This window comes from Geodermatophilus arenarius (assembly GCF_042654585.1).
Classification (GTDB): domain Bacteria; phylum Actinomycetota; class Actinomycetes; order Mycobacteriales; family Geodermatophilaceae; genus Geodermatophilus; species Geodermatophilus arenarius.
In genome coordinates this window covers 69,622-82,002 of the sequence record NZ_JBHSGR010000017.1, presented here as the reverse complement: position 1 = coordinate 82,002, position 12,381 = coordinate 69,622, and the positions used below count along the sequence as shown (strand labels likewise).

The following is a 12,381-nucleotide window of genomic DNA, read 5'->3' as shown; positions in this document are numbered from 1 at the left end:
GGCCACGGTGGTCCCCGGCCATCCCCCCTGCCCCGAGGACCCGACATGAGCCTGACCGAGACCCCCGCCGCCGCCCCGCTCCCGCGCACACCGCTCGACGACGCCGTGCCCGCCGCCCTCGACCCCGCCGCCGTCGCGGAGCTGCGCGGCCGGGTGCACGGGCCGGTCTACGTCGCGGGCGACGACGGCATGGCGGCCGAGGTCGCGGCCTGGAACCTCGCCGTCACCCACACGCCCGCCGTCGCGGTGGGTGCCACCTGCGCCGCCGACGTCGCGGCCGCCGTCTCCTTCGCCGCCGCGCACGGCCTGCCGGTCGCCGTCCAGGCCACCGGCCACGGCCCGGTCCGCAACGCCGACGGCGCGCTGATGATCACCACCCGCCGCATGCAGGGCGTCGCCGTCGACCCGGCCCGCCGCACCGCGCGGGTCGAGGCGGGCGTCAAGTGGCAGAAGGTCGTCGCGGCCGCCGCCGAGCACGGGCTGGCCGGGCTGTGCGGCTCGTCGTCCGACGTCGGGGTGGTCGGCTACACCCTCGGCGGCGGGCTCGGGCCGCTGGGCCGCCGGCACGGGTTCGCCGCCGACGCCGTCGTGAGCGTGGAGATCGTCACCGCCGACGGCGTGCTGCGCACCGTCTGCGCCGAGACCGAGCCCGAGCTGTTCTGGGCGGTGCGCGGCGGCAAGGGCAACTTCGGTGTCGTCACCGCGCTGGAGTTCGAGCTGTTCCGCGTGCCGGCGCTGGTCGCCGGCGGGCTGTTCTTCGCCGGCAGGGACGCGGCCGCGGTGCTGCACGCCTACCGCGCCTGGGCGCCGACGCTGCCCGAGGAGGTCGGCACCTCGGTCGCCGTGCTGCGGCTGCCTCCGGTGGAGGAGCTGCCGCCGCCGCTGCGCGGGCAGACCGTCGTCCACCTGCGCTACGTCTACGCCGGCGAGGACCCCGAGCTCGGGACCGCGCTGGTGGCGCCGATGCAGGCCGCGGGGGAGGTGCTGCTCGGCGGCGTCGGGCCGATGCCGACCACGGCCCTGGACGCGGTGCACATGGACCCGACCGACCCGATGCCCGGCTGGGAGAAGGGGATGCTGCTCGCCGAGCTGACCGAGGAGACCGTGGACGCGTTCCTCGCCGCCGCCGGCCCCGACGTGCAGGTGCCGCTGGTCATGGCCGAGATCCGCCAGATGGGCGGTGCGCTCGCCCGCCCGGCGCGGGTGCCCGACGCCGTCCCGGGCCGCGGCGCCGCCTGGTCGGTGTTCGTGATCGGCCCGATGGTGCCGGAGCTGGCCGAGGTGGTGCCCGCGGTCGGCCGCGGCGTGCTCGCCGCGCTGGCGCCGTGGGCCGCGCCCGGCGGGATGGTCAACTTCCTCGGCGACGTCAGCGGTCCCGAGGAGGTCCTCGCCGCCTGGGACCCGGCCTCGGCCGAGCGGCTGCTGGCCGTCAAGCGGGCGGTCGACCCCGACGACGTCTTCTCCACCGGGTACGCGCTGCGGGGCCGGGGTGCCTGAGCAGCCGCCCCGCCCGCGGCCGCCGGCCTGGCTGCGGCGGCGGATGGGGATCCCGCCGGCCCTGCCCCCGCCGGGCTGGACCCCGCCGGAGACGAGCACGATCAGGTGAGCTGATCCTGCGGCGTCCTGGCTCACCACCCACGGTGAGCCAGGACGCGCGGCGGTGAGCTCAGCTGATCATCCGCGGCGTCAGTCGGGCAGGAGGACCCCGGGGTTGCAGATGCCCTGGGGGTCCAGCCGGGCCTTGACCGCGCGCAGCACCTCGACGCCGAGCGGGCCGACCTCGCGCTCCAGCCAGGGGCGGTGGTCGGCACCGACGGCGTGGTGGTGGGTGAGCGTGCCGCCGGCGGCCAGCAGCGCCTCGGTCGCCGCCCGCTTGGCGGTCAGCCACTGCTGCAGCGGCAGGTCGTCGTCGCGGTCGGCGAGCACGGTGACGTACAGCGAGGCGCCCGTGGCGTAGCCGTGGGACACGTGCGTCATCAGCAGCGGCCGCTTGCCGGGCCGGCCCAGCGACCGCTGCAGCGCGGTGCGGACGGCGTCGTAGACGGCCGGCAGCGCGGTCCAGGTGGCCGCCGTCTCCAGCGTCTCGACCAGCAGGCCCGCGTCCATGAGCCGGTCGCGCAGGTAGGGGGCGGCGAACCGGTGCCGGCGCCACGACTCGCCCACCCGGCGGCCGACCCGCGCCGCGCCGTGCTCGCGCAGCACCGCGAGCACCGCCCGGCGGCGGGCCCGCACCACCTGCGGCAGGCCCTCCCAGCCGACGACGAGCAGGCAGCCCTCGCCGCGGCGGCGGGCCCGCAGGACGCCGCGCAGCAGCCGGGCGCCGGTGCCGCCGGCGTTGAGCAGGTTGGCGCGGGTCTCATCGGGGTCGGAGAGGCGGACGACGTCGGGCAGCAGGTCGTGCCGCGCCAGCCGCTGCAGCCCGGCGAGCCCGTCGGCCCAGGTGCGGAACGACCAGCCCTCGTACAGCCGGGCCCGCGGCGCCGGGCGCACCCGCAGCCGCAGCCCGGTGATGATCCCGAGCGCGCCCTCCGAGCCCAGCGCCAGGCCGAGCAGGTCGGGTCCGGCCGCCGACGCCGGCGGGTGGCCGAGCTCCAGCACCCCCGACGGCGTGGCCAGGGTCAGGCCCGCGACGAGGTCGTCGAAGCGGCCGACGCCGGTGGAGGACTGCCCGGCCGAGCGGGTCGCCGCGTAGCCGCCGAGCGTGGCGTACTCCCAGCTCTGCGGCAGGTGGCCCAGCGTCAGCCCGTGGGCCCCGAGCGCCTCCTCCAGCGCCGGGCCGCGCATGCCGGGGCCGGCGGTGACCAGCGACGAGGCGACGTCGACGTCGGTCAGCGCCGCCATCCGGGACAGGTCGACCGACAGCGAGGGCCGGTCGTCGGGGTCCATCCCCGACAGCCCGCCGACGACGCTGGTGCCCCCGCCGAACGGGACGACGACGACCCCGTGCTCGGCGCACAGCGCGAGCAGCGCCGCGGTCTGCTCCGTGCTGCCGGGCAGGACGACGGCGTCGGGCGCGTCGGAGGCGTCGCCCTCCCGCCGGCGCAGCAGGTCCAGGTAGCTCTTGCCGCCGGCCCGGCGCAGCCGCGCCTCCCGGTCGGTGCGCACGTGGTCGGCGCCGAGGAGCGCGACCAGCGCGTCGTGGACGTCGGCCGGCAGCCGCGAGGGCGCCAGCCGGATGTCGGCGACGGCGACCGGCGGGGTCGGCCGCGGCTCCCAGCCCAGCTCCCCGGCCAGGTGGCGGCGCGCGGCCTTGGGCAGCGCGGTGGCGAGGTCGGGGTCGCGGGTGAGCTCGAGGGAGCCCTCCGCCGCGTCCCCCGGCTCGGCCACCGTGGCCACCCGGGAGCTGCCGGGCCCCCACCCCTGGACGGTCAGTTCCGGCTGCTCGGACACGGCTACAGTCTGCCGGTGCTCCGACCGGGACCCCGCACGTGACCGGCGAGCCCGACCTCACCCCGGAGCGCCGCGCGGCCGACCTCGAGGCCCTGGCCGGCGGTGTCGACGTCGTCGTCGTGGGCGGGGGCGTGACCGGCGCCGGGGTGGCCCTCGACGCCGCCGCCCGCGGGCTGTCCGTGGCGCTGCTCGAGCGCACCGACCTCGCCGCCGGCACCAGCCGGTGGTCGAGCAAGCTGGTGCACGGCGGCCTGCGCTACCTGGCGCACGGCGAGGTCGGCCTGGCGCGGGAGAGCGCCCGCGAGCGCGCCGTCCTCATGCGCACCACCGCGCCGCACCTGGTCCGGGCGCTGCCGTTCCTGGTGCCCGACGCCGCCGGCCGCGACGTCAGCGCCGTCGGCGCGCTGGGCGGCCGGCTGGGGGACGCGGTGCGCCGGTCGGTGCGCGGCGGGCGCGGCTCGCTGACCGGCACCCGCCGCGCCGGCGCCGCGGAGGTCGCGCGGCTGACGCCCGCGGTGCGCCCCGGCCGCGGCGGCGCGGTGTTCTGGGACGGTCAGCTCACCGACGACGCGCGGCTCGTCGTCGCCCTGGCCCGCACCGCGGCCGCGCACGGCGCGCGGGTGCTCACCGGCGCCCGGGTGACCGCCGTCGACGGGGGCGAGGTGGCGGTGGAGGTCGACGGCGCGGCGCTGACCGTGCGGGCGGGCGCGGTGGTGAACGCGACCGGCGTGTGGGCGCAGGCGCTGGCGCCGGGCATCCGGCTGGCGCCCTCGCGCGGCTCGCACCTCGTCGTCCGCGCCGGCCGGCTCGGCGACCCGGTCGCGGCGCTCACCGTGCCGCTGCCCGGCTCGCGCTCCCGGTACGTGTTCGCGCTGCCGCAGCCGGGCGGGCTGGTGTACCTGGGGCTCACCGACGAGCCGGTGCCCGGGCCGGTCCCGGACGAGGACCCGGTGCCGGCCGACGCCGAGGTGCGGCAGCTGCTCGACACCGTGAACCGGGTGCTGGCCGTGCCGCTGACCCGGGACGACGTCGTCGGCTCCTACGCCGGGCTGCGGCCGCTGGTGCTGCCCCGGTCGGCGGGGGCGGGGCCGGGCGACGCCACCGCGGACCTCTCGCGGCGGCACCTGCTGCGGTGGGACGGACCGGTCCTGTCGGTCGTCGGCGGCAAGCTGACCACCTACCGGGCGATGGCCGCCGAGGCCGTCGACGCCGTCGTCGCGCGGCTGGGCCGGGGCGCGCGCCGCTCGCCGACCGCCCGGCTGCCGCTGGTCGGGGCGGCGTCCCCGGCCGAGCTGGCGCGGGTGGCCGCCCCCGCGCGGCTGGTCGCCCGGTACGGCACCGAGGCGCCGCGGGTGGCCGCGCTGGGGACGGAGCCGGTGGTCGGGGGCCGTCCGGAGACGGTGGGGGAGCTGCGGTTCGGCGCGCTGGCCGAGGGGGCGCGGAGCGTGGCCGACCTGCTCGACCGGCGGGTGCGCCTCGGCCTGGTCCCCGCCGACCGCGCCGCCGCCGTGCCCGTCGCGGAGTCCGTCCTGGCCGGGGCATAGGAGGCGGTCCGCACCCGCGGCCCCCCGGCGTGCGGGGAGCGTCCTGTGCCGCCGCCGGTCGCGCGGGTGCACGCCGGGCGGTAGGACGGGGAGCGGGACCCGGCCGGGTGCCCCCGACAGCCCTCCGAGACCGCGAGGACCCGCCGTGAGCGCCCCCAGACTCGACGTCGCCCCCTGGACGGTCCGCGAGCCGCACGTGGACACCGGGACGCTCGACGTCGCCGAGTCCCTCTTCAGCCTGTCCAACGGCTACGTAGGCATCCGGGGCACGCTCGACGAGGTCGAGCCGTTCGGCATGCGCGGCACCTACCTGTCCGGGGTCTACGAGACCCACCCGCTGTCCTATCCCGAGGGCGGCTACGGCCAGCCCGGCGAGGGGCAGGCGCTGCTCACCGTCACCGACGGCACGCCGCTGCGCCTCCTGGTCGACGGCATCCCGCTCGACGTGCGGGAGGTCCGGCCGGAGGTCCACGAGCGCACGCTGGACCTGCGCGCCGGCACGCTCGACCGGCTCGTGCGCTGGACGACGCCGCGCGGGACGACGATGGAGGTCACCTCGCGGCGGCTGGTCTCGCTGGCGGAGCGGTCGATCTGCGCCGTCCGGTACGAGGTCCGCGCGCTGGACGGGCCGGCGCACGTCGTCGTGCGGTCCGAGCTGGCCAGCGGGGCGGTGACGCCCACGGGCGTGGACAACGACGACCCGCGCGTCGCGGAGTGCCTCGACAACGCCTTCGAGCCGCTGGTGCACGCCTCCGCGGCGACCGGCGGCACCCTCGCGGCCCGCACCCGACGGTCGGGCATCACGGTCGCGGCCGCGGTCGACCACGTGGTCGACCGCGGGCACGTCAGCTCCGACGCCGACGAGCACCGCGTCGTCACCACGGTCGCCGCCGACCTGGCCGCCGGCGGGGCCCTCGCGATCACCAAGGTGGTCGCGCACACCTGGTCGCTCGACGCGTGGGCGGGTTCCCTCGTCGGCCAGGCGTCCGCGGCGCTGGCCTCCGCCCTCGACCTGGGGTGGGAGGGCCTGCTGGCGGCGCAGCGCGGCGTGCTCGACGAGTTCTGGGCCACGGCCGACGTCGAGGTCGACGGCGACCCCGAGCTCCAGCAGGCGCTGCGCTACAGCGTCTTCCAGCTGTTCTGCTCCGCCGCCTGCATCTCCGGCGCCCCCGTCGGGGCCAAGGGCCTGACCGGCATGGGCTACAGCGGCCACACCTTCTGGGACGTCGAGGGGTTCGTGCTGCCGGCACTGACCCTGCTGCGCCCGGACACGGCGGCCCGCCTGCTGCGGTGGCGGGCGGAGACGATCGGCTCCGCCCGCGAGCGCGCCCGGACGCTGGGCCGGGCGGGCGCGGCGTTCGCGTGGCGCACCATCAGCGGGCCCGAGGTGTCGGCGTACTGGCCGGCGAGCACGGCGGCGATGCACGTCAACGCCGACGTCGCCCGCGCCTTCTGGCTGTACGAGAACGCCACCGGCGCCGACCTCGACGACGTCGGCGGCCTGCCGGTGCTGGTGGAGACGGCGCGGCTGTGGATGTCGCTGGGGCACGAGGACGCGGCCGGGGCGTGGCACCTGTTCGGCACGACCGGTCCGGACGAGTACACCGGCGTCGTCGACGACAACGTCTTCACCAACCTCATGGCGCGGGCCAACCTGCGGCGCGCGGCCGACGCCTGCCGCAGGTACGAGGCGCGGGCCGCGGAGCTCGGTGTGGACCACACCGAGACCGCCGCCTGGCGGGCCGCGGCCGACGCGGTCCACGTGCCGTGGGACGAGGGGCTGGGCGTGCACCCCATGAACGCCAACTTCACGTCGTACGAGGAGTGGCCCTTCGAGGAGCAGTGCGACGCCTACCCGGTGCAGGAGCACAACCACTACGCCACGTTCTACCGGCGGCAGGTGCTCAAGCAGGCCGACCTCGTCCAGGCGCTGTGGTGGTGCCGCGACGAGTTCACCGACGAGGAGGTGGCGCGCGACCTCGAGTACTACGAGGCGCGCACCGTGCGGGACTCCTCCCTGTCGGCCGCGGTGCAGGCGGTGGTGTGCGCGCAGGCGCAGCACCCCGACCTCGCCCTGCGCTACCTGCGCGAGTGCGCGCTCGTGGACCTGCGCGACGTCCGGCAGGGGACGGCCCAGGGGCTGCACCTGGCCTCGGTGGCCGGGGCCTGGCTGGCGCTCACCGCGGGTCTGGGGGGTATGCGCGAGGACCACGGGGACCTCGAGATCGCGCCGCTGCTGCCGTCGTCGCTGTCCCGCACGGCGTGGCACGTCACCTGGCGCGGCAGCGTGCTCCGCGTCGAGACGACGCAGCAGGGCACCACGCTCACGCTGGTGCGCGGGGAGGGGCCGATGACCGTCGTCGTCGACGGCGCCGCGCAGGCGGTCACGACCACCCCGGTGCGCGTGCCCCTGCGCGCGCCCACGCCGCTGCTCAGCGAGCCGCGGCAGCCGGCCGGGCGCGAGCCACGGACCTGACGCCCCGTCCGGTCCCATCCCGTCCAGTGAGATGACCGTTCCGCTGTACGGGACGAACGGAGCAGGATGCCGGCGTGGACACCTACACGCACGGGCACGCCGAACCGGTCCTGCAGTCACACCGCTGGCGCACCGCGGAGAACTCCGCCGCGTACCTGCTGCCGCACCTGCGCCCCGGGCTCGACCTGCTCGACGTCGGGTGCGGGCCGGGCACGATCACGGTCGACCTGGCCCGCCGGGTCGCGCCCGGCCGGGTGCTCGGCCTCGACGTCTCGGCCGACCCGCTCGGCGAGGCCCGGGACCTCGCCGGGCGGGAGGGCGTCGCGGTGACCTTCGCCGTCGGCGACGTGTACGCCCTCGACCTGCCCGACGACTCGGTCGACGTCGTCCACGCCCACCAGGTGTTGCAGCACCTCACCGACCCGGTGGCGGCGCTGCGCGAGATGGCCCGTGTCTGCCGCCCCGGCGGGCTGCTCGCCGTCCGGGACGTGGACTACGCCGCCACGTGCTGGTTCCCCGCCGACGCCGGCCTGGACCGGTGGCTGGAGCTCTACCACTCGGTCGCCCGCGCCAACGGCGCCGAGCCCGACGCCGGCCGGCGGCTGCTGTCCTGGGCGCACGCCGCGGGCCTGCGCGACACCACCGCGACGACCGGCTCCTGGTGCTACGCCTCACCGGCCGAGCGGGAGTGGTGGGGCCGCTCGTGGGCCGGCCGCGCGACGGCGTCGGCGTTCGCGGAGCAGGCCCTGGGCTACGGCCTGGCCACGCGGGACGAGCTCGAGGAGCTCGCCGCCGCGTGGCTGCGCTGGGCCGCCGCCGACGACGGCTGGCTCGCCATGCTGCACGGCGAGCTGCTGGTCCGCGTCTGAGCCCCGGGGGTGGCAGGGCACGGCCGTCCCTGCCGCCCCTCGGGCTCAGCCCTGGCGGGCGGCGTTGGCCTGCACGGCGGTGCTCACCCACTGCGCCAGGCCCGGCGCGACCCGCTCGTAGGTGGCCGTGAACCGCTCGTCCTCGACGTACATCCGGCCCAGTGCCGCGTGCACCTCCGGCGGGCAGTCGTAGAAGTTCCGCGTGACCTGCTGCCGGTGCTCCTCGGCGAGGTCCATCGCCTGCGGCGAGCCGGGCGCGACGCCGGCCCGCAGCGCCTCGGCCATCCGCCGCACCAGGTCCTCGCCCTCGGCCTTGATCCGGAGCCAGTCCTCCTTGGTGTAGGCCGCGGTCCGCCGCTTCGACTGGGCGTAGGCGTCGGTGTCGCCCCACCGCTCCTGCACCTCGGCCTCGTACTGCTCCGGGTCGTGCTCGCCGAACACCTCGAACCGCTCCTCCGGGGTCAGTGCGATCCCCATCTGCCTCGCCTCCATCTCCTTCTCGACGGCCGCGACCATCGCCTGTGTCCGCTCCAGCCGGTCCCGCAGCAGCCGGTGCTGCCGGCGCAGGTGCTCGGCGGGGTCGGCGGACGGGTCGTCCAGCAGGGCCGCGACCTCCTCGAGGGGGAACCCGAGCTCGCGGTAGAGCAGCACCTGGTGCAGCCGGTCCAGGTCCGCCGCCGAGTAGCGGCGGTAGCCGGCCGCGGTGCGTCCCGACGGCGACAGCAGCCCGATCCGGTCGTAGTGGTGCAGCGTGCGCACCGTGACGCCGGCCAGCGCCGCCACCTCGCCCACCTTCACCCCGGGTCCCTCCTCCCTGACGGCGACGAGTGCACAGCCTGACGCTGCGTCAGGGTCAAGCGCGATCGTCGCGTCAGGGCCGGGCGCGATCGTCGCGTCAGGGCCGGGCGCGGTCCCCGGACGGCGGAGGAGCAGCGCCTGGGCGAGGATGCCGGGGTGGCCGCTGAGGACGTCTCGCCCGAGGACCCCTTCCCCCGGCAGCGGGTGACCGTCCGGGGCACCGAGATGGCCTACGTCGACGTGGGTGAGGGCGACCCGATCGTCTTCCTGCACGGCAACCCGACGTCGTCCTACCTGTGGCGCAACGTGATCCCGCACGTGCAGCACCTCGGCCGCTGCATCGCGCCGGACCTGGTCGGCATGGGGGAGTCCGGGAAGCTGCCCGACCCGCAGCGGGGCACCTACTCCTTCGCCACGCACGCCGCGCACCTGGACGGGCTCCTCGAGGCGCTCGGGGTGGAGCGGCGGGTCACCTTCGTGCTGCACGACTGGGGCTCGGCGCTGGGCTTCTCCTGGGCGCACCGCCACCCCGAGGCGGTCCGCGGCCTGGCCTTCACCGAGGCGATCGTCACCCCGATGACCTGGGCCGACTGGCCGGCGGACGGCCGGAAGATCTTCCGGGCCATGCGCAGCGAGGACGGCGAGGTCGTCGTCCTCGACAAGAACGTCTTCGTCGAGCGGATCCTCCCGGCGTCCGTGCTCCGCGGACTCCCCCCGGAGGCGCACGAGCGCTACCGGCAGCCGTTCCGCGAGCGCGAGGACCGCTGGCCGACGCTGGAGTGGCCGCGCCAGCTCCCCATCGCCAACGTGCCGCCGGCCGTCCACGACGTCGTCGCGCGGTACGGGCACTGGCTGCGGACCAGCGCCGTCCCGAAGCTGTTCGTCGACGCCGAGCCCGGGTGGCTGCTGACCGGGCGGGCACGCGGGCTGGTGCGGAAGTGGCCGTCGGTCACCGAGGTGACCGTGCCGGGCTCGCACTTCGTCCCCGAGGACTCACCGCACGCGATCGGCCGGGCGCTGGCCGACTGGATCCCCACGCTGCCCTGAGCGGCTGCCGGGCCCGTCCGGGACGGCGCCCGGGCTGCGGCGGCAGGGTCGAGCACCGCCCGAGCCCCGTCCCCGGCGCGGAGGTCAGCGGCGGCGGGAGCGCTTGACCTCGTACATCGCCGCGTCGGCGCGGCGCAGCAGGCTGTCGGCGGTGTCACCCTGCCGGGAGAGGGCGACGCCGGTGCTCGAGCGCAGCGGCGGCCCGCCGTCGGTGGGGGTCGCGAGGGTGGCCGCGATCCGGTCGACCAGGCGCCGGGCGGCGTCCTCGGTGCCGGTGCCGGGGCACAGCACGACGAACTCGTCGCCGCCGATGCGGGCCACGGTGTCGCCCGGGCGCACCGCCCCCCGCAGCGCCGCGGCCATCCGCAGCAGGGCGGCGTCGCCGGCGGCGTGGCCGAGGGTGTCGTTGATGGCCTTGAACCCGTCGAGGTCGCAGTACAGCAGCGCGGCCGCCAGGCCCTCGCGCGCCTGGACCTGCAGCGCCTGCGCGAGCCGGTCCAGCAGCAGCGCCCGGTTCGGCAGGCCGGTGAGCGCGTCGTGCAGGGCGGCCTCGCGCAGCCGGGCCTCGAGCTCACGCTGGGCGGTCACGTCCATCATCGCGACGACGGCGCCCGTGGGCCGGCCCGCGGCGTCGCGGATGCGGGTTCCCGAGGCGCGCACCACGCGCAGGGGAGCGCCGGGCAGGTCGATCGCCATGTCGGCGTCGCGGACCCGGCCCTCGGCGTGGACGCGGGCCAGGGGGACCTCGGCCAGGCCGAGCCGGCGTCCGTCGGGGGTGCGCAGCCCGAAGGCCTCGACGACGTCCTCGGTGAGCCGGACGCCCTCGACCTGGCCGGCGTGCCCCTCGGGCAGCCCGTGCCACTGCCGCCCGAGCCGGTTGACCAGCGTGATGCGCCCGTCGGCGTCGGCGGCGACCACCCCGACCGGCAGCGCCTCCAGCAGCGCGCGGGTGAAGGCCTCGGAGCGGGCGGCGTGCGTCGCGGCGGCCCGGGCCTGGTCGCGGGCGGCGGCGTTGGCGGTGGCGAGGGCGGCGAGCTGGCGGGCCTGCCGGCGCCGCTGGAACAGCGCCACCACGACCGCGGCGAGGTCGGCCAGCCGGTCCCCGGTCCCGGGGGCGAAGGCGTGCGGCTCGGAGTCGAAGACGCACAGGGTGCCCACCGTCGCCCCGTCGACGACCAGCGGCGCGCTGGCGTAGGCGCGGACGCGGGCGCGGCGGCCGTCCACCCACGGGTTGCCCGCGTACCGCGGCTCGGCGGCGAGGTCCGGGTGCACCCGGACCCGCGGGCTCCCGGCGTTCATCGCCGCGCACAGCGACTCCTCGCGCGGCGACGAGGAGCCCAGGAACCCGTGCGGCACCAGCTGGTGCTGCTCGCAGGCGTCGAGCAGGTTGACCGTCGCGTACCGCACGCCCGCCAGGTCCGCGGCGACGCGCACGACGGCGGCCAGCTCGGCGTCCCGGGCGAGCGCGCGGACGTCGAGGTCGGCGGCGCCGGCGTCGCGGTCGGGCGGGGTGGAGACGGTCATGGCGGAGGCAACGGCCCTCGCGCCCGTCGTCCGCACCGCCCGGCCCGCGGCCGTCCCCCGATCAGGTGAGGGCGCGGACGGTCTCCACGGCGGCGAACACGGCGAAGACGACGAACAGCCCCGCGGCCACCCGGCGGATGAGCGCCACCGGCAGCCGGTCGGCCAGCGCCCTGCCGAGGAACACCGCGAGCCCCGAGACGGTCAGCAGCGCCGCCCACGCGCCGACGAACACCGACACCGGCGCGTCGAACCGGGCGGCCAGGCCCGCGGTGGCCAGCTGGGACAGGTCGCCCCACTCCGCGGCGAACAGCACGCCGAAGGAGATCGCGGCGGCGCGCAGGAACGACGTCCGCTCCCGGGCGTCGGCCGCCTCCCCGCCGTCCTCGGGCCCCTCGGACGCGCTGCGCCACAGCAGGACCGCCCCGACGAGGAACAGCACCGCCACGACGCCGCTGACCAGGGCCTCCGGCAGCAGCGACAGCAGGCTGCCCGCGGTGACGGCGATGGCGACCTGCAGGCCGAAGGCGGTGCCGACGCCGACGAACACCGGCAGCGGCGGGAACCGGGTGGCGAGGACCAGGCTGGCGAACAGGGTCTTGTCCGGGAGCTCGACCGGCAGGACGAGGGCGAACGCCGTCACGACGACGGACCAGACGATCACGGGTGGGTCTCTCTTCCGCTCGGCACGGCCGGGCGGGGGCGCACGCCTCCGACCGGCAGCGCGACGACTGCT

9 protein-coding genes are annotated in these 12,381 nt (G+C 77.4%); 5 read left to right on the top strand and 4 right to left on the bottom strand.

Annotated features, from left to right (window positions below; genetic code table 11):
- Nucleotides 1–45 precede the first annotated feature (45 nt).
- Complete coding sequence (locus ACFO3M_RS15665) at nucleotides 46–1,497, top strand: FAD-binding oxidoreductase (RefSeq protein WP_387990601.1); 1,452 nt, start codon at nucleotides 46–48, stop codon at nucleotides 1,495–1,497.
- A gap of 189 nt (nucleotides 1,498–1,686) precedes the next feature.
- Here ACFO3M_RS15665 and ACFO3M_RS15660 read toward each other — a convergent pair whose 3' ends face one another.
- Nucleotides 1,687–3,390: an FAD-binding oxidoreductase gene (locus ACFO3M_RS15660; protein ID WP_387990598.1), complete on the bottom strand. Its 1,704-nt coding sequence runs from the start codon at nucleotides 3,388–3,390 to the stop codon at nucleotides 1,687–1,689.
- A gap of 38 nt (nucleotides 3,391–3,428) precedes the next feature.
- Between ACFO3M_RS15660 and ACFO3M_RS15655 the strand changes: the two genes are divergently transcribed.
- From ACFO3M_RS15655 to ACFO3M_RS15645, 3 genes are all read left to right on the top strand, one after another.
- Entirely contained in the window at nucleotides 3,429–4,934 is a 1,506-nt protein-coding gene (locus ACFO3M_RS15655; RefSeq protein WP_387990595.1) for a glycerol-3-phosphate dehydrogenase/oxidase, read from the top strand.
- Between the two features lie 145 nt (nucleotides 4,935–5,079).
- Entirely contained in the window at nucleotides 5,080–7,410 is a 2,331-nt protein-coding gene (locus tag ACFO3M_RS15650; protein WP_387990593.1) for a glycoside hydrolase family 65 protein, read from the top strand.
- Nucleotides 7,411–7,484: 74 nt separating this feature from the next.
- Nucleotides 7,485–8,279 carry a class I SAM-dependent methyltransferase gene (locus ACFO3M_RS15645; protein WP_387990590.1) on the top strand — a complete coding sequence of 265 codons (795 nt, stop codon included), beginning with the start codon at nucleotides 7,485–7,487 and terminating at the stop codon, nucleotides 8,277–8,279.
- A gap of 45 nt (nucleotides 8,280–8,324) precedes the next feature.
- Here ACFO3M_RS15645 and ACFO3M_RS15640 read toward each other — a convergent pair whose 3' ends face one another.
- Nucleotides 8,325–9,077, bottom strand: coding sequence for a MerR family transcriptional regulator (locus ACFO3M_RS15640; RefSeq protein WP_387990587.1), 753 nt, complete (start codon nucleotides 9,075–9,077; stop codon nucleotides 8,325–8,327).
- Between the two features lie 156 nt (nucleotides 9,078–9,233).
- Between ACFO3M_RS15640 and ACFO3M_RS15635 the strand changes: the two genes are divergently transcribed.
- Nucleotides 9,234–10,124: a haloalkane dehalogenase gene (locus ACFO3M_RS15635; protein ID WP_387990584.1), complete on the top strand. Its 891-nt coding sequence runs from the start codon at nucleotides 9,234–9,236 to the stop codon at nucleotides 10,122–10,124.
- A gap of 84 nt (nucleotides 10,125–10,208) precedes the next feature.
- On the opposite strand, the gene ACFO3M_RS15630 is transcribed toward ACFO3M_RS15635, so the two are convergent.
- Together ACFO3M_RS15630 and ACFO3M_RS15625 are read right to left on the bottom strand one after the other, a co-directional pair.
- Nucleotides 10,209–11,648 (bottom strand): sensor domain-containing diguanylate cyclase, encoded by a 1,440-nt coding sequence (locus tag ACFO3M_RS15630; protein WP_387990581.1) that lies wholly within the window; start codon nucleotides 11,646–11,648, stop codon nucleotides 10,209–10,211.
- A gap of 61 nt (nucleotides 11,649–11,709) precedes the next feature.
- Nucleotides 11,710–12,309: a TMEM165/GDT1 family protein gene (locus ACFO3M_RS15625; RefSeq protein ID WP_387990578.1), complete on the bottom strand. Its 600-nt coding sequence runs from the start codon at nucleotides 12,307–12,309 to the stop codon at nucleotides 11,710–11,712.
- Nucleotides 12,310–12,381: the final 72 nt, after the last annotated feature.

What these genes read in the sequence shown, in the direction of transcription:
- ACFO3M_RS15630 (WP_387990581.1), bottom strand. Translation starts at nt 11,648, where the DNA reads ATGACCGTCTCCACCCCGCCCGACCGCGACGCCGGCGCCGCCGACCTC.
- ACFO3M_RS15665 (WP_387990601.1), top strand. Translation starts at nt 46, where the DNA reads ATGAGCCTGACCGAGACCCCCGCCGCCGCCCCGCTCCCGCGCACACCG.